The organism is Pedobacter insulae, from assembly GCF_900113525.1.
Classification (GTDB): Bacteria; Bacteroidota; Bacteroidia; order Sphingobacteriales; family Sphingobacteriaceae; genus Pedobacter; species Pedobacter insulae.
This window is the reverse complement of sequence record NZ_FOPP01000001.1, coordinates 476,145-500,270: the sequence shown is the minus strand read 5'-3', so window position 1 is coordinate 500,270 and position 24,126 is coordinate 476,145. Positions and strand designations below refer to the sequence as shown.

Below are 24,126 nucleotides of genomic sequence, written 5' to 3'. Positions count from 1 at the left end.
TTAATTTAAAATTAACTTTGTGAACCCCTTACTTAAAGTATCTGCAATTTCCCCGTTTTCTTTCTGATATATAATATATGCTTCCAATTGTTTCCTCTTAGCGACAAAAGCTAACGCTTCCTTCGCACTCATAGCCATTAGCGCATTATCATACCCATCGGCTGTTATGGCATCTTTTGCAAAAACAGTAACACTTATCATTTCGTTTTTTAGCGGATAGCCCGTTGTTGGGTTTATTAAGTGCGAAATCCGTTGATTCCCATTCATTTTATACTTTTGATAATTTCCCGACGTGGTAATGGCACCTTTCTTAAACTGTAGAATATGTTTAATACTTTGCACCGATAGCTTTCCGTCAGACGGTCCTTCTATCCCGATTTTAAATAATTGTCCGCCTGGTTTAGTACCATTTACCCTTAACTCTCCTCCTACCTCAACCATAAAGGAAGTTATTTTTTTCGAATGTAAATATGAAGCAACTAGATCTACAGTATAACCCTGCGCAATGCCATTTAAATCAATCTTTACACACTGATTTTCCTTTTTTATAGTTAAGTTATCCCAAGTAATTTTATCCATGCCCACACATTTTAGCAAACTCTTTATCGTCGCATCATCAGGAAATTTTTCCTCCTTTTTTGGACCAAAGCCCCAGGCTTGAACCAGCGGACCAACAGTTACGTCAAATTTACCATCAGTGTCTTTAAAAATGGCATTAGCACGTTTATAAACCTCCATAAAGTGAAAATCTACAAGCATTTCGCTTGTAGATTCATTTAATCTGTTAATAATTGAGCCAGGTTTGTATAAAGACATCGACTGGTCTATAACCTGGATAATGCTATCGATATTGTTCTTTTTAACAAACTCCCCTTGAGCATAATAGGTAATCGAGTAACTAGTGCCTTGTGCGTATCCATTAATCTTAAACTCCTGAACTGAACCCTCACCGGGTGTCAAAACAAAAATTCCAGAAAAAAATGCAAAAAGATGCTTTACAAGATTCATTCGTAAGCTAGATTACCTTTATTTTCCCAGGCCTAGCTACAGGATACAACCCATCTGCATCAGGTAATACCTTAGGTTTTGCATCCCAGCTTAACTGGTCAGGGAACAAGCTATTTTCTGCTTTCAACGCATCCTCCCACTTAATAACCTCGCCCGAGTAGGTTGCATAACGGCCAATAATTGATGTAAAGCAACTTTTAGCAGCACGCTCAGCATCCCAAAACTTATATTCTCTTCTTGAAATGGCTTCAAACAGTTCATCATGCTCTGTTTGATATGGATTCGCATTGCCCTTTGTATTGTGATTATAAAGTTCATTTCCCCTATGATCCCATAATTTACCACTATTGTTAGCAGATAAATAGACCTTACCTTTTGTACCTTGGAAACTTTCATCTACGCGATTATTCGTTCCTTCGAAATGCCGGCACTGACTATATATTACAGAACCATCTGCATAGGTTAGCTCTACAGCATGGTTATCATAAATTTCTCCATAATCTTTTCCAGTTCTCCACGCACGACTACCCGTACCTTGAACCGACACAGGATAAGCATTTTTTACCCAATTGGCAATATCGATATTGTGTACATGCTGTTCAACGATATGATCACCACATAACCAGTTGAAATAATACCAATTGCGCATCTGGTAGTTCATCTCTGTTTGATTGGCTGTACGCGGTTTAACCCAAACACCCCCGCTGTTCCAATACACCTGTCCCGATACAATATCACCTACCGCACCATCTTGAATTCTTTTTAAAACTTCTCTATAATTTGTTTGATATCGCCGTTGTAATCCTACCACCACATTCAGCTTCTTTTGTTTTGCAATTTCAGCAGCTGCCAACACCTTACGAATCCCCGGAGAATCAACTGCAACCGGTTTTTCCATAAATACATGTTTCCCTTGTTTCACTGCCTCTTCAAAATGCATCGGCCTAAATCCAGGAGGGGTTACCAATAACACTACGTCTGCCAAAGCAATTGCTTTTTCGTAAGCGTCAAAACCAATAAACTGACGCTCTTTTGGTACATCAACTTTTTCTTTAAATTTATCCGACAACAGCTTATAGCTATTATCAAGCCTATCTTGGAAAGCATCGGCCATTGCTACTAATTTTAAATTGGCCTTAGTACTTAGGGCCTGAAAAGCAGCACCTGTACCTCTATCACCACAACCAATTAAGGCAATTTTAATAGTATCATCAACAGAGGACTGCACCCCAGCCCAAGAATATCCACTCATCATTACCCCACCGGCAACGAGCGCAGAAGCTTTTAAAAATTCTCTACGTTCCGTCTTTGTTTCTTTCAAATTTTTCATGTTTACTGAATTGGTTTTAACTTTATTAGGTTTCTTTTAGGTACTTGGTTCGTTTAATAATCTTTAATTGGAGCTTTATTATAATAAGCTTCTATTTGCTCCTTACTTGGGGTGTTTAATGGCCTAACCAATCTCACGCCGATAAATGGAGCCTCCGGAAACCACCAGTTACTTTTAGGGATCTGAGGATCTATTTGTTTCCAAGCTGGATCTGAAGCCTCCCTAGCAGCAGCGCGAAGATCCTTAGCTTCATCGTCGAAAGCCCCTCCCCGCACTACCAGTGGATAAAGCTTTTCTGGATTCGCTACTGGGTTTTTTACTTCCTTCCCAGCTCCTTCTGCATAAAAAGCAGGCAGATATTGATCGTAGGTCCACTCTGCAACATTTCCATGCATATCATATAAACCCCATGTATTAGGCTTCTTTTGTCCTACCGGATGAGTTTTCTTATCGCTGTTCTCGCTATACCATGCATAACTAGCTAATTCCTTTTTATCATTCCCAAAATAAAAATCTCCGTTAGTCCCTGCTTTACAAGCATATTCCCATTCGGCTTCAGTAGGTAATCTATAAAACATCCCGGTACGGGCGTACAACCATTTACAAAACTGGATAGCATTGTATTGCGTCATGGCTAAGGCTGGATGATTTTGCTTACCCATTCCAAAAGTCATATCTAAATAGGGTTTGGTTGGTCTCGTTACGGCATCAACTGCCGAAGAAATAGCTTTTGTACTTTGGGAAACTTCGTAATCTTTATATAGGAAAAGTTCGAACAAATCCCAGGTCACTTCCATCTTACCCATCCAAAAAGGATCAAGTTCTACCTTATGCACTGGTTGCTCATCGGAGTTGCCATTTTCACTTCCCATTAAAAAGGAACCGCCGGGAATGGGTACCATTTCATAAGAAACTTTAGTTCCTTCTATGTTTTGACTATATGTGCTAAATTTTTCTTGCGCTTTGCTATGAATACCGACAAGCAGTAAGCAAAGCATCGTAATTTGGAACTTGCGATTCATGCACTAAAAATAGGAAAAAAATGTAGAATTGATAATCGATGCTGAAAATTATCCCGACTATTTAATTATTTCAACAATTTCTTTATGATTATTTCAGCCTTTCTAAATCTAAAGTGTACACTTTACCAGTATAAAAGAGGGGTGATTTTTTACCACTTCTTTCGGAGTTTCTTCGGAGAACTATCGGTAAAGTTCCGCTCTAGTTCATCAAACTGATATAAGCAAGAACAAAGTCTAGATAAGAGCTACTAAAGAAAACTGAAATTATTTGAGGGATATAACGAAAAAAGCCTCTCATTTTGCAATGAAAGGCTTTTCGTGGGAAATGAGGGGTTCGAACCCCCGACCCCCTCGGTGTAAACGAGGTGCTCTGAACCAGCTGAGCTAATTTCCCTGGTGTGTTTTGTGATGAGTTATCCAGTCATCAACCCCAAACAATTAGATAAATCTCTTTCGTTTTGGGATTGCAAATATAGCGTCTTGTATTTATTTTACAAAAAAAATTTCACTTTTTTTATGAAAGCACCTCTTCTAAAATTTGATGCGACTTAATTTGTCCAAACGAAGCAGCATGTAACGTATAGTAAACCAATATTTTATCCAATAGAAATCTTCTTTTAACATTAGAAATCTCCATTTCAAATAATTTTTCAAATCGACAATTAAATAATTGATTTAAATAGTCCGCATCAATTTTTTCAATAAAATAAGGATGAACAGGCGGCAATGTCGCAAATTCTCCTCCTTGCAAATCAAAATATAATTGGTCTGCACGCGACTGAAAATGTGGAGCAAAACCTAAAAATCTCGAAAGTTTTAACAAAAAAGCCAAATGGAAATTAGCACTTGGCTCTTCAGTTTCATCAAACCAGCAAATAGCACTATAAATGAAGTCGAATAAATGCTGATCTGCATTTTGCTGATGTACACTTTTGTAAAGCACCTCGTTCAAAAACTGAACAATGGTATTCTTTATAACGTGATAAGGTATAGTTCTAAATGTGGGTGATGGGCGAGCCTCTGAAATCCGCTGCATCTGACTCGTGGCCTTATGATACACAACCATCTCTAATAAATGTAAAGGCTGCAAAATATTCATAGATATTTTCGCTTTTGACTTTTTCACACCGTTGATTAGATAAGACTGAATACCAAATTTTTCGGTAAAAATCTTTACAACAACACTACTCTCGCTATACATGGTAGTTTTTAGAACAATCCCTCGCGTTTTATGTAGCATTTAAACAAATTTAGGCACAAAAATAAACAAGGCAATTGCTAAAGCTATTATTGCGGAGATTAGTACCGCGGCCGCGGCAATGTCCTTTACAGCTCCTGCTTTAGGATGTTGCTGAGGAGAAACCAGATCAACTAAAACCTCAATCCCCGTATTAAACAATTCAGCCACAATGACCAAGCCTATCGCAATCACAATGAGTGGCCATTCTGTATTAGAAAGGCCTACCCACCATCCTAGTGCTACGATTAATAGGGCCGCCACACAATGGATTTTAAAGTTTAACTGCGTTTTAAAAGCATATACTAATCCATTGAATGCATAAACAAAACTATTGAGCAGAGCTTTCATCATGCGCTAAATTACATCAATTTTAGGAGAAACAATTCACCTTCATTCACTGTTTGTCTAACAACAAAAGAAGGTTTTTATTTTGTATTCAGCAGTTTTTATACTTTCTTTACCTTTTTAAAATGCAGTTGATATGTGGGCTAAACTCTCCAGGGCTATACTTCAGAATCGAATTCCTCTTCTTATTTTCTTCTTGGTTATAACCATTTTCATGGCCTGGAATGGCAAAAATTTAAAGCTCTCCTATGCAGGAAGTAAAATTTTGCCCCTAACCGATTCAGTGTTTATTAAATATAATAGCTTCAAAAAACAATTTGGAGAAGATGGAAGTGTAATGGTGTTAGGAATTAGCGACTCTTCCATCTACCAGAAGCAAAATTACACTAAATGGGTACAGCTTACTCATGAAATCCAGCAACTAAAGGGTATCAAAGGAGTGTTATCTATCGGAAAGCTATTTGAACTTCAAAAAGACACCATCAACCAAAAATTTGTAGTTAGTTCGATTCCCGCTACTCCTGTTAGAAACGATGCAGAAATGGATTCCCTGAAAAACAAGATTCTTGGCATGCCTTTTTACGACGGTCTCTTGTTTAACCGAACAAGCGGCGCTACTTTAATGGCCATTACTTTCGATTCGAAAATATTAAATTCAGTCGCCAGAAACCCCATCCTAAAAGAGATTGAAGCCAAAGCAAAAACATTTCAGCAAAGCACTAAAATTGATGTTCATCTGTCGGGTTTACCCTTTATTAGGACAGCAACGAGTGCCCTTGTCTCCAAAGAATTTGTACTATTCCTCGGCCTGTCTATCTTGGTTTCTGCATTGATATTGCTTATCTTCTTCCGAAATTTTTATGCCGTATTCTTCCCTATCTTGGTTGTAATTATGGGCGTTGTTTGGAGTCTAGGTACCCTCGTATTATTGGGCTATGAAATCACTATCTTAACCGGGCTGGTACCTCCTTTAATTGTCATTATCGGTATTCCTAACAGCATTTTACTATTAAATAAATACCATAACGAACTAAAAAAGCATGGCGACCAACAAAAAGCCCTAAGCATTACAATTGAACGGATAGCCATTACCACGCTAATTGCCAATGTAACTGCGGCGATAGGCTTTGGAGTGCTATACTTTACCGGTAGTGAGCTTTTAATGCAATTCGGCGGCGTGGCAGCCCTAAATGTGATGTTTACCTGGTTAATGTGCCTATGCTTGATCCCTATCATTTTTAGTTACTTACCGCTTCCAAAAGGAAAAGCCAACACACCGCACGTACCTAATTTCTTAGACCACTTATTGGCAAAAACAGACATCCTCGTACAACAAAAAAGCATATTGATCTATGTAATAACTTTTATTTTAACTGCAGTTTCCTTTATCGGAATTTACAAAATCAATATCAACGGCTATGTAGTTGATGATTTACCTAAAAGCTCGCAGATTTTAACTGACCTTAAATTTTTCGAAAAAAACTTCGAAGGTATCCTGCCACTCGAGATCAGTGTGGATACAAGAAAAAAGAATGGAGTTTTAAGCATTAGCACGCTCAACAAAATTGACCGGATGGAACGGATGATTGCAGCCTATCCTGAGTTCTCTAGATCTATATCGCTAAACACTGGCCTAAAATATGCATCTCAAGCATTTTATAATGGCGATTCGGCATTCTATCGACTACCCACAAATATTGAAAAAAACTTCATATTGGCTTATGCAGCAAATTCTGGAAAAGGTAATGGAAATATGCTCACTAATTTTGTAGATAAGGATAAGCAAACCGCAAGAGTAAGTTTTCAAATGGCTGACGTAGGTTCAAAAAGATTGGATGAATTATTATTAGAGTTAAAACCCAGGATCGATTCCATTTTATCACCAAAAAGATTTAATGTAGAATTAACCGGTTCCAGTATAATATTCTCTAAAGGAACTGATTACCTTTTGGAGCACTTATTTGAAAGTATTGGGTTGGCTATTATTTTAATTTCCTTGCTCAGATTAGCCCAATTTAAAAGCTTGGGCATCATGTTCGTTTCGCTATTGCCTAACATTGTACCACTGGTTATCACGGCAGGTTTGATGGGCTTTTTTCACATCCCTCTTAAACCTTCTACAATTTTAATTTTCACCATTGCATTTGGCTTAGCTTCTGATCAGACAATTTATTTCCTCACACGCTATCAACAAGAACTCACACTTACCAATTACCCTGTAAATAAAGTTGTTTCTGATACAATCAGGGAAACAGGGGTTAGCATGACCCACATTGCATTGATCCTATTTTTTGGTTTTGGAATCTTTACTGCCTCAACTTTCGGAGGTACTGTGGTATTAGGCTTATTGCTATCCATAACCTTGCTCGTAGCTTTGGTATTCAATTTAACCTTACTTCCGGCCTTAATGCTTTGGCTGGATAAGAAAAAAATGCGGAAACTAATTCCGGCTGAAGAAGCTGCAAGGAATGAAGAAAATTTGGATGATCATTGACAACTATCATGACGCCGCTTGCTCCTCTTCTGTTAACTCTTTTTCCATAGGTTGAAGCTCAACTTTTTGGCCGTCTGCATCCACTTTTTTGGCAAATAATATGGGATAAAGAAACATTAAAGCCCCAATAATTAACAAAACACCAGAAATTCCTAAAACCAGACTACTTCTAGCAACTTTATTTTCGCTCATAATTTGAGACGCTATAAGTGTCAAGACTCCTAGAATAATGATGTAAACAGCTTTCTGTAGTTTTAAAACTTTTAACATGGCTTAGTTTTTAACTTCTTCTTTTTTTGATTATACTGATGATAACAAAAATTAAACCAATAAGTTCTAAAATCATTGTCGAAACTAAAGCAACAAACATGGCTTGCTCGCTCCAACTTTTCAATAAAATAGCAGTTGGTAATAATACAACCGCAGCTGCCATCGCTATTAATCCTATTTTGAGGTACTTATCCATAAAACAAATTCAAACAAAACTACCATAATTCATTCTAAAACTGTAACTTTGCATCCTTAATTTTTGAAGATACTTGATTGATGTATAGGGAATTTAAAACTTTAGAATTAGCTAAAATAGGTAAAGAGATACTAGATTTTTGGAAGGCGGAAATGATCTTTGAAAAAAGCATTAGCACCCGTTCAAAAGCTAAGCCTTTTACTTTTTACGAGGGTCCTCCTTCGGCGAATGGCATGCCTGGAATTCACCATGTGATGGCACGCGCTATTAAAGATATTTTTTGTCGTTACAAAACACTTAAAGGTTATCAAGTTAAACGCAAAGGCGGATGGGATACTCATGGTTTACCAATTGAGCTTGCAGTTGAAAAAAAATTAGGTATTACCAAAGATGACATCGGTAAGAAAATTTCTGTAGAAGCTTATAACACAGCTTGTAAAGAAGAAGTTATGCGTTACACAGATGTTTGGAATGACCTTACTGAAAAAATGGGATATTGGGTTGATTTGCAGGCACCCTATGTTACTTATCATAACGAATATATTGAAACGCTTTGGTGGATTTTAAAATCATTTTATGATAAAGGCTTATTGTACAAAGGATATACGGTGCAGCCCTATTCACCAGCCGCCGGTACAGGTTTAAGCTCACATGAATTAAACCAACCAGGAACCTATAAAGATGTGAGCGACACCACAATTGTTGCGCAATTTAAAGCAAAAAAGGAGAGCTTACCCAGTTCATTGCAAATAGATGGTGAGGTTTATTTTTTAGCATGGACTACCACACCTTGGACCTTACCAAGTAACACGGCACTAACTGTAGGTCCTAAAATTGACTACGTATTGGTTAAGACTTTTAATCAATATACTTTTGAAGCAATCCAAGTTATTTTGGCCAAAGCTCTCGTTGCCAAACAGTTTACCGGGAAATATTTTTTAGCTGAAAGTAATGATGATTTAAAGAATTACCAGGCCGACGACAAAAAGATACCATATGTTATCCTAAATGAATTTGTAGGCGCAGATTTAGTGGGCATCAAATACGAGCAACTTTTACCATTCGTGTTGCCTTACCAAAATGCAGAAAATGCATTCAGGGTAATTTCCGGAGATTTTGTAACTACAGAAGATGGTACTGGTATCGTTCATACAGCACCCACTTTTGGTGCGGATGATGCTAGAGTGGCTAAAGCAGCTGTTCCCGAGGTTCCTCCGATGCTTGTTTTAGATGACAATGGGAACCCCGTTCCATTGGTCGACTTACAAGGTAAATTTATTACCTCACTTGGCGATAATTATGGCGGCAAGTATGTTAAAAATGAATATTACGCTGATGGCGAGGCCCCGGAGAAATCTGTTGATGTAGCACTTGCAATCCAGTTAAAAGAAGAAAATAAAGCATTTAAAGTAGAAAAATACGTTCACACCTATCCACATTGCTGGCGAACCGATAAACCGGTACTTTATTACCCATTAGATAGTTGGTTTATTAAAACTACAGCGGTGAAAGAGAAAATGGTTGAGCTAAATAAAACAATTAACTGGAAACCTGAAGCGACCGGAACAGGACGTTTTGGAAACTGGCTGGAGAATTTGGTCGACTGGAATTTATCACGCTCGCGTTACTGGGGCACCCCTTTACCGATTTGGCGTACGGCCGATGGCCTTGAAGAGAAATGCATCGGTTCAATTGCAGAATTAAACATTGCTATACAACAATCAATTGCTGCAGGATTTATGCCCGCAGGCTTCGAGCTAAAAGATATGCATCGTCCTTATGTTGATGAGGTAATCTTAGTGTCTGCAAAAGGCGAGAAAATGACCCGTGAGTTAGACCTGATAGATGTATGGTTTGATAGTGGCGCAATGCCTTACGCACAGTGGCATTTCCCTTTTGAAAACAAGGAAGAATTTGAAAATGCCTATCCTGCAGATTTTATTGCAGAAGGGGTAGATCAGACTCGGGGCTGGTTCTTTACCTTACACGCAATTGCAGTAATGTTAAGCGAAAGCAGCGATGAGGTTAAAGCTATTAACAAGCACGTAAACAATTTAGGTGTTGCCTATAAAAATGTGGTCTCAAACGGCTTGGTATTAGATAAAAATGGCAATAAAATGTCTAAACGCTTAGGCAATGCTGTTGATCCATTTAGCACAATCGATACCTATAGTGCCGACGCTACCCGTTGGTATATGATCAGCAATGCATCACCATGGGATAACCTAAAATTTAATTTAGACGGGTTAGATGAAGTACGCCGTAAATTCTTCGGAACGCTTTATAATACTTACTCTTTCTTTGCCTTATATGCGAATATCGATAAGTTTGAAATCGACTTAAATTACCAAACCCCTATTGAACAACGCAGTGAATTAGATCGCTGGATTTTATCCTTATTACAAACATTAATTGCAGAGGTTGATGAAAGTTTTAATGCATATGAGCCTACAAAAGCTACCAGAGCAATCCAAACTTTTGTAGACGAGCATTTGAGCAATTGGTACATCCGTCTCTCCCGTCGTCGTTTTTGGAAAGGTGAGATGACAGCTGATAAAAAAGCGGCTTATGAAACGTTATTTACCTGCCTGATGAGCATATCGCAATTAATGAGCCCTGTAGCTCCTTTCTTTGCCGATTGGTTATATAAAAATTTAAGCATCGCTTCCGAATCTGTGCATTTAACTTCTTGGAATGAAGCAGACACGGACTTGGTAGATGATGCGTTAAACGAAAGAATGGAGTTAGCACAAAACATCTCATCCATGGTGCTTTCACTTCGTAAGAAAATGGGCATTAATGTTCGTCAGCCTTTGGCTAAAGTATTAATTCCAGTTTTAGATGATAATTTCCAGGCTAAAGTTGAGTTGGTAAAAGATTTAATTTTATCAGAGACAAATATCAAAGCCATAGATTTCATTACTGATACTGCTGGTTTTATTAAGAAAAAGGTTAAACCTAATTTTAAGGCATTGGGTGCTAAAGTTGGGAAAGATATGAAGTTGGTAGCCGAAGCCATCTCAACTATGTCCCAAGAAGATTTAGCCAAATTTGAACGTGATGGTTCAATCTCACTAACTGAGGCGGGATACTCGATCCTATTAAGCGATGTAGAAATAATTGCTGAAGATATACCTGGATGGCAAGTAACTAATTTAGGCAACTTAACTGTTGCACTAGATGTGAGTATTACTGACGAATTAAAAAATGAGGGGTTATCTCGTGAGTTAATTAATCGTATTCAGAATTTACGGAAAGAGTTAGCGTTTGAAGTTACCGATCGGATAACCGTAAATTTACAAAAGCATCATCTTATGACAGATGCAATTTTGCAAAACAAGGCCTACATTTGCGCAGAAATATTAGCTGACGACATTCATTTGTCAGAAAGCATAGAAAACGGAAACAAAATAGTAATTGAAGATGTTGAACTACAAATTTTAATTGCCAAACAATAAAATAAAATGGAAAAAACTGAAAAAACGCGCTACTCTGATAGCGAATTACAAGAGTTTAAAGAGCTGATCCAAGGAAAATTAAAAAGCTCTAGAGAAGAATTTCTTTCGTTAACCTCTTCGTTAAGTAATCCTAATGCACACGGCACAGAAGATACATCTGGAGCTTATAAAACTTTGGAGGATGGTTCTGCTACTTTGGAAAAAGAGCAAATCAATCAATTAGCTGCACGTCAGAAAAAATTCATAGACAATTTAGAAGCTGCATTAGTTCGGATTGAAAATAAGACTTACGGTATTTGTAGAGAAACAGGAAAACTCATACAAAAAGAGCGTTTACGTGCAGTTCCTCATGCGACGTTAAGTATGGAAGCAAAATTGAAGCAGGGTTAATGAAGGGCTATACAAAACCATTACTCTTAATATTTTTAGTGCTGCTGGTCGACCAAGCTTCTAAAGTTTGGGTAAAAACGAACATGTTTCTTGGTCAAGAATTTAAGATCTTGGGCGACTGGTTTATCATCCACTTTACCGAAAACAATGGGATGGCGTTTGGTTTAGAGTTTGGTGGAGAGTTCGGAAAATTAGCTTTATCCTTATTTAGGGTGATTGCAGTTGCTGGAATTGGATATGGCTTACACTATTTAATTAAACGTAAATATCATAGAGGGCTAATTTTAAATGTTGCGTTGATTTTTGCTGGAGCCTTAGGCAATATCATCGATTCAGTATTTTATGGAGTAATTTATGATTATGAAACTTTATTTCACGGCCGTGTAGTGGACATGCTCTATTTTCCAATTGTAAATAGCCATTTCCCGTCATGGTTCCCAATTTGGGGAGGTGAAGAGCTAGTATTTTTCCGTCCTGTATTTAATATTGCAGACACCGCTATTTCTATAGGTGTAATTGCAATTTTAGTATTTCAGAAGACCTATTTTAAAGAAGAAGTTAATGACGAAATAGGCATCAATAACGAAACAGTAGAAGATTAAAAAAATAAAACACATTCGAGCCGCTGATATGCACATTTTAATTTGCACATCAGCGGCTTTTTTTGGAACCTATTAAGCAGCTTGCTAAGTAAGATGAAAACAGAGAAATATTTTGATTTACAGCCTACCCTCGCTAATGAGTTAGTAAAACTAGTTCCTTTAAAGAAAACTGATTTCGAAGCCCTATTTGCGGTAGCTTCAGACCCTTTAATTTGGGAACAACACCCTAATAGAGATCGGTATAAACGTAAAGTTCTCGAGAAATTCTTCGAAGGTGCAATGGAGAGTAAAGGAGGTTTTATTATTTACGAAGCCGACAGTGATACGGTTATTGGAAGCACCAGATACTACGATAAAGACGCTAATGCTATTGCAATAGGTTATACCTTTATAGGGCGAAAGTATTGGGGCAAAGGATACAATGCTGCAATTAAAAACTTAATGTTTGATTATGCTTTTCAATATGTTGACAAAATAATCTTGCATATTGGAGCCACCAATTTTCGTTCACAAAAAGCAGCTGAGAAAATTGGTGCAACTAAAACAGGAGAAATAAATGTCGCTTATTACGGAGAACCTGTTAAGTTGAATTTTGTCTACGAAGTGAATAGAAACGAATAATTCGAAAGTTCCGCTAAGAAAATCAAAAAATTTTAAATCCTTGAAATTTTGGTATTTACCCTCTGAATTTCCCTTATTTTTCATCAAGCATATGGAATTGGTACGATATTTACATCCAATTGGTATACACACAAAAAATTAAAAAGATGAAAAAATTAATAACCCTAGCCTTTATTGCCTTATTTAGTATGAGTGCAATGGCGCAACAAGTAGATTTAAGAAAGAAAATTAACGTTAGTGGTTCAGCTGAAGCTGAAGTAACTCCGGACATTATTTATTTAAGTATCTCTCTAAAAGAATACTTTAAAGACAACAATAGTAAAAAAAGAGTAGACATTACCGATTTAGAAAATCAATTGTATAATGCTGTATTAAAAGCTGGAATAGCAAAAGAAAACCTAATGGTTAACAATATCTCAAGCTATAACTATGCGACCGAGAAAAAGAAAAACCCAGATTTCTTAGCAAGCAAGCAATATCGTTTAAAGGTAACTGATTTAAATAAATGGAATGAACTAATTAGCGCTGTTGATGCAAAAGGAATTGCATATACCAATATCGAAAGTTACGATTACTCCAAAATTGAAGATTTGAAAAAAGAATTAAAAATTAAAGCTTTACAAGCTGCGAAAGCAAAAGCGATGTACATGGTAGAAGCCCTGGGAGAAAAATTAGGTGGTGTAATCGATATTCAAGAGGTAAATAATGAAGCTTATCCACAACCGATGTACCGTGCCAATGTAATGATGATGAAGGGTGAATCTATGGCTGCTGATGCCGCTGCCCCAGAACTAGATTTTAAAAAAATAAAATTGAATTATGTAGTAAATACAGTGTTCGAAATTAAATAACTGCCTACTAGAGTAGACAGCCTTTTGATCAAATCAGCTTATTTAACATCAAAAACCTATCAAGTAAATATTGGTAGGTTTTTTGTTTATAGCTAAGTAAGTAACCGTGAACAAAACGTTTAAAATCAAAAATTATGAAAAAATTCATTTACACATTAGTACTTGTTTTCACTTTAGGAATTAGTACCAATACTGTTTCGGCAGCCGATAAAAACGAGCCAAAAAAAGAATTAACTGCGGAGCAAAAAGTTCAGTTTGAAAGATTAGTAAATCGAGTTGAAGAAATCCGCAATATGGATAAATCAAACTTAAACAGAACTGAAAAAAGAGCTTTACGTAAGGAATTAAAAGAAATGAAAGAACAAGCGCGTGCTTTACAGCAAGGTGTGTATCTTTCAGTTGGAGCGATTATCATCATCATCTTATTGTTGATCTTAATCTTATAAGACCCTAGATCTACCTATAAACAAAAGGTCAATACTTTGACAAATTTTACAGTTTGTTAAAGTATTGACCTTTGTTTTTTAAAATATTTTAATCAATTATATCAAAACCAGTGTATTTCCTGAGCACTTCCGGAATGATAATCCCGTTCTCGGTTTGATAATTCTCTAAGATTGATGCCACGATACGAGGTAATGCTAAAGCGCTTCCATTTAAAGTATGCGCTAAATGCGTTTTACCTTCTTTACCCTTGAAACGGATCTTTGAACGGTTACTTTGGAAAGTCTCTACGTTAGATACTGATGACACCTCTAGCCAACGTTCTTGCGAAGCACTCCAAGTTTCCATATCATAAGTCATAGCAGAACCAAAACCCATATCGCCCCCACATAAACGTAACACGCGATAATGCAAACCTAATTTTTGCAGCAGACTTTGTACATACCTGCCCATCTCTTCTAAAGTTTCATAAGAACTATCTGGATGTGTTACTTGTACCAGTTCCACTTTATCAAACTGATGCAAGCGATTTAAACCACGAACGTGTGACCCATATGAACCAGCTTCTCTGCGAAAACAAGGGGTATAAGCAGTATTTTTGATCGGTAATTCTTCTTCCTTTAAAATTACATCGCGGTACAAATTAGTTACCGGGACTTCAGCAGTGGGGATTAAATATAAATCATCAACCGTTGAATGATACATTTGCCCCTCTTTATCCGGCAATTGCCCAGTTCCAAATCCAGAAGCCGCGTTTACTAAGTGAGGCACCTGCACTTCTTTATAGCCAGCTTCGATCGCTTGATCTAGAAAAAAGTTAATCAAGGCACGTTGTAAACGGGCGCCTTTCCCTTTGTACACGGGAAATCCTGCTCCGGTTATTTTAACACCGAGCTCAAAATCAATGATGTCGTACTTTGCTGCCAATTCCCAATGCGGTTTTGCATCAGCTGGTAATTGTGCCGGTTGGCCATGAACCAGAACAATCTCATTTTCATCTGGTGTTGTTCCAGCCTTCACCAAATCATGAGGCAAATTAGGCAACTGAACTAACAGATTAAATTGGCTTGCTTCCAGTTCGGCTAATTTCTCAGAAAGATTTCTAATGCTTTCTTTGTGTCCGGCAGAGTTTGCTTTAACCGCTTCTGCTTCTTCCTTTTTACCGCTACGCATTAACTCACCTATTTGTTTCGCAGCAGTATTTGCGGCAGCAGATAAGTTATCGAGCGAAGTTTGAGTTTGACGGCGTTCTTCATCGATGGAGATGATCCGATCAACCAATTCTGGTTGTTTGAAATTGCGCACGCTAAGGCGCTCTAAAACTTTCTCTCTATTTTCGCGGATATAGTTAACTTGCAACATTATTTTATTTTTTCACAAAGATAATAACTTAACTCGTCAATGCGAACTATGACTGGCAAACTATACCTCGTACCTACACCGATTGGCAATTTAGAGGATATGACTTTTAGAGCGATCCGGATATTGAAAGAAGTAGATATAATTTTAGCAGAAGACACTCGCACAAGCGCTCCAATGCTGAAGCACTTTGAAATAGATAAGAAGGCTTTCTCCCATCATCAGCATAATGAGCACAAGGCAACCTCCGAGATCATTAAATTCTTGAAACAGGGGCAAAATGTAGCCTTGATATCTGACGCAGGAACACCCGCTATATCCGACCCTGGTTTTTTTCTGGTACGTGAGGCTTTAAAAAATGAAATAGAAGTAAACTGCTTACCCGGGGCAACAGCCTTTGTGCCTGCATTGGTAAATTCGGGATTACCGAGTGATCAGTTTGTTTTCGAAGGATTTTTGCCAGTCAAGAAAGGGAGACAAACGCGGTTAAAACTATTGGCGAGTGAAGAACGCACGATGATTTTTTATGAAAGTCCACATCGCCTACTTAAAACACTGAGTGAATTTGGGGAATTTTTAGGTGAAGACAGGCAAGCTTCTGTAAGCAGGGAGTTAACTAAAATGTATGAGGAAACCGTTCGGGGAACTGTGCTAGAAATAAAATCACATTTTGAAAACAATATATTAAAAGGAGAATTCGTAATTTGTGTAGCCGGTGGAGTAAAGAACAAAGGAAAAGGAACAAAGCGTAAGGATTAAATTAAAGGACAATATAGAACATGATAAACATAGATAAATTTTTAAATGACGAGCAAGACGTTAAAGCGGTAGAAAAGGTGATTAGCAAATTAGCTGACCTCCTAACTTCGGGCGAAGAGCTTGTCTATTTAGCGGTTCAGAAAAAGCCAGCAGTAAATTTGTTACCCGATAGTATTGCCGTAAGCAATAAGCGCATCTTTTATTGCGAACCCGCAAATTTAGGTTTAACGATGAATTTCAAAGATATCTCTTGGAAGAACATCAAAGAAGTTTCTTTTAAAGAAGAATTTTTTGGTTCTAAATTTATCTGCGTTCCACAGCATGGAGAAAACATTGTAACCGAATTTATCCCAAAAACACAAGCCAGGAAGTTATATCAGGCAGCAAACGAACAGTTAGCACAATTCACTGCTAATATGCAATCCTCACAAAAAAATATTGAGCTTGAAATTGAAGACGCTCAAATAATTGAGCAATCATTTATAGAAGAGACTGAGGATGAAACAACCTTGAAATTGAGAAAGCTCAAAACCTTATACGACAAGCAGCTGATCACACTCGAAGAATACGAAAACAAAAAAGCAGCAATTTTAGCAAGTTTTTAATCAGGAATGAAACATCAAAATTATCTACTAGCGCTGCTTAGTGCCCTTTTAATGTGGTTGGCATGGCCTCCTCATATTTGGTTAGCACCATTATTACTTGTCGGTTTAGTGCCACTGCTTATTGCGCTTGAAAGTATTGACAAGCCCAGAAAAGGCAAGAAAGTTTTCTTAACTGCAGGTTTAACATTCCTGATTTGGAATACAGCTTCTATTTATTGGGTGTACAATGCAATTAATAGCGCTAGCACTAATTTTATAGAAAGTTTGGTGTCATTATTAGTTTCTTTAATCCCTTACGGATTAGGTGCATTGCTAATGACCTTTGCTTTTTGGTTATACTATCGTTTAAAGAGTTATGTAAATCTTAAGCTTGCATATTTGGGGTTAATAGCATTTTATGTCTCGATGGAGTATCTTCACCAGAGCTGGGATCTTGCCTTTCCATGGATGACATTGGGCAATGGTTTTGCCGGAATGCATCAACTCATACAATGGTATGAATTTACAGGAGTTTACGGCGGTTCTATTTGGATTTTGCTTAGCAATATTCTCCTATTTGAAAGCTATAAAGCCTTTGTTAAAAAAGACACTAAAAGTTACCGGCCCATTATTTCTTCATTGCTAGTACTCTTATTACCTATTGGTTATTCCCTCTACACTTACTTTACCTATAAAGAAAAAGCCCTACCGGTAAATGTAGTGGTTGTACAACCCAATATTGATCCCTATGAGAAGTTTGGGAAAGTTAGTCCTGCTCAACAATTAGGGATTTTAACCCGCTTATCCGATTCTGCAGCACAAGTAAATACCGAATATTTTATATGGCCGGAAACAGCTATGCCAGTATATGTTGAGGAAGATGCGATTAGAAGTCACCCTGATTTTATTGCTGCCCAACAATTCTTAAGCAAATACAAAAATGGCACATTGATTACTGGTATTGAAAGCATCAAAACCTATAGTTCTAAAAAAACTGTTTCTGCCAAAGAATCTAAAAAACAGCCGGGAGTATTCTTCGATAATTACAATGCTGCGCTGCAAATAGAAAACTCAGCACAAGTAGCTTTTTATCATAAATCCAAATTAGTGCCCGGGGTAGAGAAAATGCCATTCCCGAAGGTGTTTTCATTTATGGCACCAGTATTTGAAAAGTTAGGAGGAAGCGTTTCAGGCTGGGGCTGGCAAGATCATCCCGATGTTTTCTATGCACACAGTGGAATAGGTGTAGCACCTGTAATTTGCTACGAATCTATCTGGGGCAGTTGGATTGGTGAATCTGTTAAAAATGGCGCCCAATTTATTGCCATAATTACCAACGATGGTTGGTGGGGAAATACCTCAGGAAAAGATCAACATATGTTGTATGCCAAATTAAGGGCAATTGAAACCAGGCGATGGGTTGTGAGATCAGCAAACACGGGTATTTCTGGCTTCATCAATCAAAGAGGAGATATAGTTAAACAATCAAAATGGTGGACGAGCACAGCGCTGAAAGAAGACATCAACCTAAACGACACAATTACTGTTTATGCTAATAACGGAGACTTCTTAGCTAAATTGTTTGCTATAATGGGTGTATTGCTAGCTTTGATCATTCCATATAGAAAATGGATAAAGAAATAAAAATCATGAAGAGGAAAAAGACAATAAAACTGCTAGTACTGCTTTTTTTGGTTGGCTTAAATGTGGGTTGCGACCAGGTTTCAAAAACCATAGTGCGTCAAAAAGTTGATTATCACGAAAACATAAGTTTGATAAAAAACATCTTAACGCTAACGAAAGTCGAAAATACAGGTGCATTTTTGAGCATGGGCGACAATTTACCTGTGGCTGTAAGATTTACTTTATTAAGTCTAATGCCCATTTTTGTATTAGGGTTTGGCCTATATTATTTACTTACACAAACCGATTTACCCGAGCTTATGCAGCTGGGAATGTCTTTTTTACTAGGAGGTGGCATTGGTAACATTTATGACCGGGTAATGTTCGGATCAGTAACAGATTTTCTTCACATGGACCTTGGTCTATTTAGTACAGGGGTCTTTAATTTTGCAGACGTTTCGATTATGGTAGGAATTGGAATCTTACTATTCCAATCTCTAAGAGGTAAAATAATAAAAACTCAAAGATAAAAACCTCTACGCCATATATTTACCCACAATTGGCATTCGTCTCCCCATACCGAAAGCCTTAGGTGAAACTCGTAATATGGGTGGGGTTTGGTAGCGTTTAAACTCTGCAAGATTAACCATTTTTAAAATCCGCTGCACTAAGCTTTCGTCAAATCCTTTTGCAATAATGGCTTTTGACCCCAGCTGTAATTCAATATGCTGAAAAAGAATTTGATCCAGTACATCGTAATCTGGTAATGAATCAGAATCCTTCTGATCTGGCCTTAATTCTGCCGATGGTGGTTTTATGATAGTATGCTCAGGAATAAGTTCTCCATCCTTATTAATGTACCTCGCCAATTGAAATATTTGAGTTTTATATACATCCCCAATTACGCCAATGGCACCACACATATCGCCATATAATGTACCATATCCTACTGCGCACTCGCTTTTATTCGATGTATTCAATAAAATATAGCCAAACTTATTAGACATAGCCATTAAAATTATCCCCCTGCAACGAGCTTGGATATTTTCTTCTGTTAAGTTAAAAGGAAGGTCTTTAAATGGTCTCGCCATAACTTGATCAAATGCATCAGCTACCTGTGCTATCTCAATAATCTCATGTTTACAATCAATGTTCCCAACCAAATCCAATGCGTCCTTGATAGAATGATCGCTTGAATATTTTGAAGGCATTAAAACCGCCATTACATTTTCCGCGCCCAGTGCACGGCAGGCCAATGCACATACTATTGCAGAATCTATGCCACCCGACAAGCCTAAAACTGCCTTTGTAAATCCAGATTTTTGAAAATAATCTTTTATACCTAAGATCAATGCGTCGTGGATTTGAGCAATATCATTTGGGCGTTCTGTGCTTAGTATTTGCGAAGAAGGGCGTTTAATTACATCCTCTAAATCAAATACCTGAAGGTCCTCTTCGAAATACTTCATCTCTGCCTTTAATTCCCCCTCTTCATTAAAGACAAGAGATCCCCCGTCAAAAATAATTTCTGTTTGGGCTCCAACCTGGTTAGTATAGAATAAAGGCAATTTATATTCCTTTGCATTATCGGATAAAATCTTAATCCTATCCTCATCATGGCGATAATTAAATGGCGATGCCGCAATATTAATCATTAAATCCGGACTGTCTTTTATCAACTCATCCATAGGACAAGAAACATATAGTGGGTTGTCATTGATATTCCATAAGTCTTCGCAAATGGTTAAGGCTATCCGTTTCCCCTTAAAATCAATCGCCTTAAACAAGGTATTAGGTTCAAAATATCGGTATTCATCGAAAACATCATAAGTTGGCAACAATGCTTTTCTGGTGATTGCTTTCACTTCCCCATCAGCCATAAAATAGGCTGCATTATATAAATCCTTTCCTTCTAAAACATCATTTTTAATTGGCAGACCTACAATAGCTGCAATACCTAAACAATGTTTTGCAATTTCCTGTGTAGCACTTTCACATTGGCTGATAAAATCATTAAACTCCAGAAAATCGCGAGGTGGATACCCGCATATAGCCAGCTCTGCAAATACAACAATATCTGCGCCCAACTTTTTAGCCTCGCTAATATTTGAAATTATTTTTTCCGTATTATATTCAAAATTACCTACATGATAATTAAGTTGCGCTAGTGCTATCTTCATTAGATACGATTTGTTATTTAAGCGTTATACCCACTATTAAAAGAAAACTCCCAAATTTAAGGATACAAAATGATTTCTGACCATATTTTTTGAGTTAGTGATATTGGTAAGGCCGTTATTAAAAGAAAGTCCACCCATTAAGCTAGTATGCTCATCAAGATCAAACTCTCCACCACCACCAATGATAAGCCCTGCCCTATAAAAACGAGTCCAATCGGAAGCATTAACATTATCCGCTAACACACCGTTTGTATTGCTGGCGTCTTGTCTGGCTTTAATCCTAAAGTCATTTGACAAACCGAACTGACCAAACCATTTAATAGCACCAATTTTAGACGTTTTCAATTTAACCACTAGAGGAATCTCGACATACTGCATCTTATATTTTAAATCATACGCAACCGGCGCAGTACTGCTTACAACAGCATGGTATGGCATCGCATTCTTTTCTGTACTTTTTCCATTGATAGTTGTTACAGTTATCCCCGTGTTAAAGCTATAATTCTCAGCAAAATTAAAATCTCCCATCAAGCCATAAGAAAAGCCCAAATTAGTGCCTTTGCGCTTACCTTCTTCAGCCTTTATGCTACCAAATGTAGGGTGCGCTGTTAACCCAAGTCTAAAACCATAATATGGTCTTGCGAGACTTTGTGCCTTAGTTTGATTCGTTAAAAATATCATTAACGATCCAATTATGATTGTTTTCATTCGAATGTAGTTTCTTTTCATCTACTTGTGGTTATATTTGTTATAATGAACAATAACGTAAAACATCTCCAAATCTATCTATTCTTTCTATGTGTTGTGATTATTTTTTCTTGTCAGCAAGATCAAAAACCGGATGTAGGTCACATTAACCTTGACATTAAAATACAAAGATTCGATCAAGATCTGTATAAAGGGAAGAGCAAAGATCTTGCCGTTGTAGATCAACTATTACAGAAAAAGTACGGCCAATTTTACAATGACTTCATTACCAGAATGGTTGGAAATCCAGACTTAAAAAGAATACAAGTTCTTGAAGAGCTATATAAAGGGAGCGCATACGAGGATTTGAATCATGAAGTAGATAGTGTGTACCCTAATCTTGATATTTTAGAAAGAGACTTAACTCAAACCTTTAAATATATTAAGTATTATTATCCCAAAATTAAGGTTCCACATTTTATTTCTTTCTTATCCGGCTTCTCTTACCAAATTCCTATCGGTGAAAATTACATGGGAATAGGTCTTGATATGTTTTTGGGAAAAGATAGTAAATTTTACCCGGCATTAGTAGAGAGCATTCCCAGATATCAATCTAGGCGCTTTGATCCAATTTATATTGTCCCGAGAGTCACCGAAGAGTTTGCAAGACAGGAGCTTTTTATGCCAAGGGATGAAGATCGCACCTTATTATCACAAATGATTTATAACGGGAAAATTTTATACTTTATGGATCAGGTATTGCCCGAGGCGGTGAGCGATACGGTTAAAATTGGATACACGGGTCGACAATTAGCCTGGTGCCAAAATTTTGAAGGAAATATTTGGGGAGTGCTATTGGAAAATGAACTGTTATATAAAACAGATATCCACAAAATCAAAATGTATTTAACCGATGGGCCATTCACTGCTGGTTTAGGAGATAGAGCAGATTCGGCGCCCAAACTAGGAATTTGGATTGGCTGGCAAATTGTAAGAAAGTATATGGCAGAAAATCCAACTATTTCATTACAGCAATTAATGACCGATACCGATGCTCAGAAAATATTAACCAAATCTAAATATAAACCGAAGATAAAGGACAATTAAACATCAAACAATGGCTAAACCAAAAATTGGTATCGTATTATCTGGCGGAGGAATTAGAGGCATAGCACACCTAGGCATTCTAAAAGCTTTCATGAATGCTGGCATAAAATTCAGTCACATCAGTGGAACAAGTGCAGGTTCTATTGCCGGAGCCTTTTATGCAGCGGGCATCGACCCTGAAGAAGGGTTAAATATTTTCATTAAAACCAAATTATTGCGTTTTATACGGCCGGCGATTGGCTCTCTTGGCTTGATCAATATTGAAAATACGCGTGAAATATTAAAGGACTATTTCCCACATGATAAAATTGAAGACCTTAAAATACCATTAACTATATGTGCTACAAATTTTAGCGAAGGCAATCTAACTTATTTTACTAAAGGACCATTAATCCGATCGATTCTTGCGTCGAGCTGTATCCCTGGGATTTTTAAACCAATTATGATTGAGCATCAAATGTTTGTTGACGGGGGTATTTTAAACAATTTCCCAGTTGAACCTCTGCTGGATAATTGCGACTATATTATTGGATCATCTTGTAATCATCTCAAGCCTGTAGACAAGATTACGCGGATTTCACACCTGATGCAACGTGCAGGGATTATGTCCATCAATCACGATATGGAGCGCAAAGCTAAATTCTGTAATTTATTGATCGAACCTAAAGGGATGGGCGAAATTAGCACCTTCGACATGAAAAAAGCCGAGACAATTTATTGGCTAGCCCACGAAGAGGCGCTTAAAGCAATAAAATCTAACGAAACAATGCAAGAAATGGTTAAAAAGAAATGACCTAAAACAACTTTACCAATCGCTCTCCATCTAAAACGGGAATAACTTTACATACATCCAATTTTAAACAAAACTGAACATCTTCTTCAATGTTTAATTGTTCAAGACGATGGCTGTGTGAAGATTTTTTTAGATAGGTTCTTAAATCATCCTTTGCCAATAAGTACATATCCTCGGCCGCTACAGATGCATCGTCGAAATGCATAAAGTCTTTTCGGAGTCTATTAACCACTGCACCCGCAAACAAGGTATCCTCTAAATTAAATTGATCTTTCCAACCTGCGCATAATAACAATACATTTTTATCTTGCACCTTTAGCCAATCGCATAGTGCTGTTAGGTTTAAAAAAGAGCCCACAACTACTTGGTGGGCTCTTTTTTGAGCCATATGCATTGCCTTTGTACCATTTGTAGTGGTTAAAACAATCGTTCTACCAGCCACTTTTTCCTGAGTATAAGAGAAAGGTGAATTTCCAAAGTCATAACCCGGCACCACCTCACCATTGCGTTCGGCTGCTAATAAATAGTCTTTATTACTATACCTTAAGCAATCCTCTACTTGTGCCACTGGAATAATCGATTCAGCTCCATTTTCTAAACCATACGTAATAGATGACGTTGCCCTCAAGATATCGATTACAACAACAATGCTCTTTTCAATTGCGTATAAATGCAACAAGGCAGGTGTAAGGCAAACTTCGATGGTTCTAGACAAAAGGATTATCGGTTATGGGCTATAGGTTATGGGTATATGCGTCTAAAT

At 37.3% G+C, this 24,126-nt stretch carries 24 protein-coding genes and 1 tRNA gene; 13 read left to right on the top strand and 12 right to left on the bottom strand.

Annotation, left to right across the window (positions count from 1 at the left end; translation table 11 throughout):
- The 6 genes from BM207_RS02245 to BM207_RS02220 form a co-directional block, all read right to left on the bottom strand.
- On the bottom strand, positions 1 to 1,008 hold the full coding sequence (locus tag BM207_RS02245) for an FAD:protein FMN transferase (RefSeq protein ID WP_090991920.1): 1,008 nt from the start codon (positions 1,006 to 1,008) through the stop codon (positions 1 to 3).
- Positions 1,009 to 1,015: 7 nt separating this feature from the next.
- On the bottom strand, positions 1,016 to 2,338 hold the full coding sequence (locus BM207_RS02240; protein WP_090991919.1) for a Gfo/Idh/MocA family protein: 1,323 nt from the start codon (positions 2,336 to 2,338) through the stop codon (positions 1,016 to 1,018).
- A 53-nt stretch (positions 2,339 to 2,391) separates the two neighbouring features.
- Entirely contained in the window at positions 2,392 to 3,360 is a 969-nt protein-coding gene (locus BM207_RS02235; protein ID WP_090991918.1) for a formylglycine-generating enzyme family protein, read from the bottom strand.
- 319 nt (positions 3,361 to 3,679) lie between these two features.
- Positions 3,680 to 3,754: transfer RNA gene (locus BM207_RS02230), tRNA-Val, on the bottom strand.
- Positions 3,755 to 3,874: 120 nt separating this feature from the next.
- Positions 3,875 to 4,600: a DNA repair protein RecO gene (gene recO / locus BM207_RS02225; RefSeq protein WP_090991917.1), complete on the bottom strand. Its 726-nt coding sequence runs from the start codon at positions 4,598 to 4,600 to the stop codon at positions 3,875 to 3,877.
- Positions 4,601 to 4,951: a diacylglycerol kinase family protein gene (locus tag BM207_RS02220; RefSeq protein ID WP_245768008.1), complete on the bottom strand. Its 351-nt coding sequence runs from the start codon at positions 4,949 to 4,951 to the stop codon at positions 4,601 to 4,603.
- Positions 4,952 to 5,159: 208 nt separating this feature from the next.
- On the opposite strand from BM207_RS02220, the gene BM207_RS02215 reads away from it, so the two are divergent.
- Positions 5,160 to 7,439, top strand: a complete 2,280-nt coding sequence (locus BM207_RS02215) for an efflux RND transporter permease subunit (RefSeq protein ID WP_245768007.1) — start codon at positions 5,160 to 5,162, stop codon at positions 7,437 to 7,439.
- 6 nt (positions 7,440 to 7,445) lie between these two features.
- On the opposite strand, the gene BM207_RS02210 is transcribed toward BM207_RS02215, so the two are convergent.
- Together BM207_RS02210 and BM207_RS02205 are read right to left on the bottom strand one after the other, a co-directional pair.
- Positions 7,446 to 7,709, bottom strand: a complete 264-nt coding sequence (locus tag BM207_RS02210) for a hypothetical protein (protein WP_090991915.1) — start codon at positions 7,707 to 7,709, stop codon at positions 7,446 to 7,448.
- A 10-nt stretch (positions 7,710 to 7,719) separates the two neighbouring features.
- Positions 7,720 to 7,905, bottom strand: coding sequence for a hypothetical protein (locus BM207_RS02205; protein ID WP_090991914.1), 186 nt, complete (start codon positions 7,903 to 7,905; stop codon positions 7,720 to 7,722).
- A gap of 80 nt (positions 7,906 to 7,985) precedes the next feature.
- Between BM207_RS02205 and ileS the strand changes: the two genes are divergently transcribed.
- From ileS to BM207_RS02175, 6 genes are all read left to right on the top strand, one after another.
- On the top strand, positions 7,986 to 11,363 hold the full coding sequence (ileS, locus tag BM207_RS02200) for an isoleucine--tRNA ligase (protein WP_090991913.1): 3,378 nt from the start codon (positions 7,986 to 7,988) through the stop codon (positions 11,361 to 11,363).
- 6 nt (positions 11,364 to 11,369) lie between these two features.
- Complete coding sequence (locus BM207_RS02195; RefSeq protein WP_090991912.1) at positions 11,370 to 11,753, top strand: TraR/DksA family transcriptional regulator; 384 nt, start codon at positions 11,370 to 11,372, stop codon at positions 11,751 to 11,753.
- A complete protein-coding gene (locus BM207_RS02190) occupies positions 11,753 to 12,355 on the top strand; it encodes a lipoprotein signal peptidase (RefSeq protein WP_090991911.1) in 603 nt (200 codons plus the stop codon). The genes BM207_RS02195 and BM207_RS02190 overlap by 1 nt, the downstream gene beginning before the upstream one ends.
- Before the next feature lie 93 nt (positions 12,356 to 12,448).
- Positions 12,449 to 12,976 (top strand): GNAT family N-acetyltransferase, encoded by a 528-nt coding sequence (locus tag BM207_RS02185; protein WP_090991910.1) that lies wholly within the window; start codon positions 12,449 to 12,451, stop codon positions 12,974 to 12,976.
- A 146-nt stretch (positions 12,977 to 13,122) separates the two neighbouring features.
- On the top strand, positions 13,123 to 13,827 hold the full coding sequence (locus BM207_RS02180; RefSeq protein WP_090991909.1) for an SIMPL domain-containing protein: 705 nt from the start codon (positions 13,123 to 13,125) through the stop codon (positions 13,825 to 13,827).
- 134 nt (positions 13,828 to 13,961) lie between these two features.
- Positions 13,962 to 14,273, top strand: coding sequence for a hypothetical protein (locus tag BM207_RS02175; protein ID WP_090991908.1), 312 nt, complete (start codon positions 13,962 to 13,964; stop codon positions 14,271 to 14,273).
- 88 nt (positions 14,274 to 14,361) lie between these two features.
- Here BM207_RS02175 and serS read toward each other — a convergent pair whose 3' ends face one another.
- Positions 14,362 to 15,633, bottom strand: a complete 1,272-nt coding sequence (serS, locus tag BM207_RS02170; protein WP_090991907.1) for a serine--tRNA ligase — start codon at positions 15,631 to 15,633, stop codon at positions 14,362 to 14,364.
- Positions 15,634 to 15,681: 48 nt separating this feature from the next.
- Here serS and rsmI point away from each other — a divergent pair, with 48 nt between their 5' ends.
- The 4 genes from rsmI to lspA are packed head-to-tail and all read left to right on the top strand — an operon-like array spanning position 15,682 to position 19,126.
- Positions 15,682 to 16,389, top strand: a complete 708-nt coding sequence (rsmI, locus tag BM207_RS02165) for a 16S rRNA (cytidine(1402)-2'-O)-methyltransferase (protein ID WP_090991906.1) — start codon at positions 15,682 to 15,684, stop codon at positions 16,387 to 16,389.
- A 20-nt stretch (positions 16,390 to 16,409) separates the two neighbouring features.
- Positions 16,410 to 16,994, top strand: a complete 585-nt coding sequence (locus tag BM207_RS02160; RefSeq protein ID WP_090991905.1) for a PH domain-containing protein — start codon at positions 16,410 to 16,412, stop codon at positions 16,992 to 16,994.
- A 6-nt stretch (positions 16,995 to 17,000) separates the two neighbouring features.
- Complete coding sequence (gene lnt, locus BM207_RS02155; RefSeq protein ID WP_090991904.1) at positions 17,001 to 18,617, top strand: apolipoprotein N-acyltransferase; 1,617 nt, start codon at positions 17,001 to 17,003, stop codon at positions 18,615 to 18,617.
- Positions 18,618 to 18,622: 5 nt separating this feature from the next.
- Positions 18,623 to 19,126 (top strand): signal peptidase II, encoded by a 504-nt coding sequence (gene lspA / locus BM207_RS02150; protein ID WP_090992066.1) that lies wholly within the window; start codon positions 18,623 to 18,625, stop codon positions 19,124 to 19,126.
- Between the two features lie 6 nt (positions 19,127 to 19,132).
- Here the strand turns inward: lspA and BM207_RS02145 are convergent, their stop codons facing one another.
- On the bottom strand, positions 19,133 to 20,776 hold the full coding sequence (locus BM207_RS02145) for an NAD+ synthase (RefSeq protein WP_090991903.1): 1,644 nt from the start codon (positions 20,774 to 20,776) through the stop codon (positions 19,133 to 19,135).
- A gap of 36 nt (positions 20,777 to 20,812) precedes the next feature.
- Positions 20,813 to 21,484 carry a porin family protein gene (locus BM207_RS02140; protein ID WP_090992065.1) on the bottom strand — a complete coding sequence of 224 codons (672 nt, stop codon included), beginning with the start codon at positions 21,482 to 21,484 and terminating at the stop codon, positions 20,813 to 20,815.
- A 45-nt stretch (positions 21,485 to 21,529) separates the two neighbouring features.
- Here BM207_RS02140 and gldB point away from each other — a divergent pair, with 45 nt between their 5' ends.
- Together gldB and BM207_RS02130 are read left to right on the top strand one after the other, a co-directional pair.
- A complete protein-coding gene (gldB, locus tag BM207_RS02135) occupies positions 21,530 to 22,570 on the top strand; it encodes a gliding motility lipoprotein GldB (RefSeq protein WP_090991902.1) in 1,041 nt (346 codons plus the stop codon).
- Between the two features lie 10 nt (positions 22,571 to 22,580).
- Entirely contained in the window at positions 22,581 to 23,363 is a 783-nt protein-coding gene (locus tag BM207_RS02130; protein WP_090991901.1) for a patatin-like phospholipase family protein, read from the top strand.
- A 1-nt stretch (position 23,364) separates the two neighbouring features.
- On the opposite strand, the gene BM207_RS02125 is transcribed toward BM207_RS02130, so the two are convergent.
- A complete protein-coding gene (locus BM207_RS02125; RefSeq protein ID WP_090991900.1) occupies positions 23,365 to 24,078 on the bottom strand; it encodes a 2-phosphosulfolactate phosphatase in 714 nt (237 codons plus the stop codon).
- Positions 24,079 to 24,126: the final 48 nt, after the last annotated feature.

Excerpts from the sequence above, each read along its gene's own strand:
- serS (WP_090991907.1), bottom strand. The coding sequence starts at position 15,633 with ATGTTGCAAGTTAACTATATCCGCGAAAATAGAGAGAAAGTTTTAGAG.
- rsmI (WP_090991906.1), top strand. The coding sequence starts at position 15,682 with ATGACTGGCAAACTATACCTCGTACCTACACCGATTGGCAATTTAGAG.
- BM207_RS02175 (WP_090991908.1), top strand. The coding sequence starts at position 13,962 with ATGAAAAAATTCATTTACACATTAGTACTTGTTTTCACTTTAGGAATT.
- BM207_RS02185 (WP_090991910.1), top strand. The coding sequence starts at position 12,449 with ATGAAAACAGAGAAATATTTTGATTTACAGCCTACCCTCGCTAATGAG.
- recO (WP_090991917.1), bottom strand. The coding sequence starts at position 4,600 with ATGCTACATAAAACGCGAGGGATTGTTCTAAAAACTACCATGTATAGC.
- lspA (WP_090992066.1), top strand. The coding sequence starts at position 18,623 with ATGAAGAGGAAAAAGACAATAAAACTGCTAGTACTGCTTTTTTTGGTT.
- BM207_RS02195 (WP_090991912.1), top strand. The coding sequence starts at position 11,370 with ATGGAAAAAACTGAAAAAACGCGCTACTCTGATAGCGAATTACAAGAG.
- ileS (WP_090991913.1), top strand. The coding sequence starts at position 7,986 with ATGTATAGGGAATTTAAAACTTTAGAATTAGCTAAAATAGGTAAAGAG.
- BM207_RS02145 (WP_090991903.1), bottom strand. The coding sequence starts at position 20,776 with ATGAAGATAGCACTAGCGCAACTTAATTATCATGTAGGTAATTTTGAA.
- BM207_RS02160 (WP_090991905.1), top strand. The coding sequence starts at position 16,410 with ATGATAAACATAGATAAATTTTTAAATGACGAGCAAGACGTTAAAGCG.
- BM207_RS02140 (WP_090992065.1), bottom strand. The coding sequence starts at position 21,484 with ATGAAAACAATCATAATTGGATCGTTAATGATATTTTTAACGAATCAA.
- BM207_RS02205 (WP_090991914.1), bottom strand. The coding sequence starts at position 7,905 with ATGGATAAGTACCTCAAAATAGGATTAATAGCGATGGCAGCTGCGGTT.
- BM207_RS02180 (WP_090991909.1), top strand. The coding sequence starts at position 13,123 with ATGAAAAAATTAATAACCCTAGCCTTTATTGCCTTATTTAGTATGAGT.
- BM207_RS02130 (WP_090991901.1), top strand. The coding sequence starts at position 22,581 with ATGGCTAAACCAAAAATTGGTATCGTATTATCTGGCGGAGGAATTAGA.
- BM207_RS02245 (WP_090991920.1), bottom strand. The coding sequence starts at position 1,008 with ATGAATCTTGTAAAGCATCTTTTTGCATTTTTTTCTGGAATTTTTGTT.
- gldB (WP_090991902.1), top strand. The coding sequence starts at position 21,530 with ATGAACAATAACGTAAAACATCTCCAAATCTATCTATTCTTTCTATGT.
- BM207_RS02190 (WP_090991911.1), top strand. The coding sequence starts at position 11,753 with ATGAAGGGCTATACAAAACCATTACTCTTAATATTTTTAGTGCTGCTG.
- BM207_RS02210 (WP_090991915.1), bottom strand. The coding sequence starts at position 7,709 with ATGTTAAAAGTTTTAAAACTACAGAAAGCTGTTTACATCATTATTCTA.
- BM207_RS02235 (WP_090991918.1), bottom strand. The coding sequence starts at position 3,360 with ATGAATCGCAAGTTCCAAATTACGATGCTTTGCTTACTGCTTGTCGGT.
- BM207_RS02215 (WP_245768007.1), top strand. The coding sequence starts at position 5,160 with ATGGCCTGGAATGGCAAAAATTTAAAGCTCTCCTATGCAGGAAGTAAA.
- lnt (WP_090991904.1), top strand. The coding sequence starts at position 17,001 with ATGAAACATCAAAATTATCTACTAGCGCTGCTTAGTGCCCTTTTAATG.
- BM207_RS02220 (WP_245768008.1), bottom strand. The coding sequence starts at position 4,951 with ATGATGAAAGCTCTGCTCAATAGTTTTGTTTATGCATTCAATGGATTA.
- BM207_RS02240 (WP_090991919.1), bottom strand. The coding sequence starts at position 2,338 with ATGAAAAATTTGAAAGAAACAAAGACGGAACGTAGAGAATTTTTAAAA.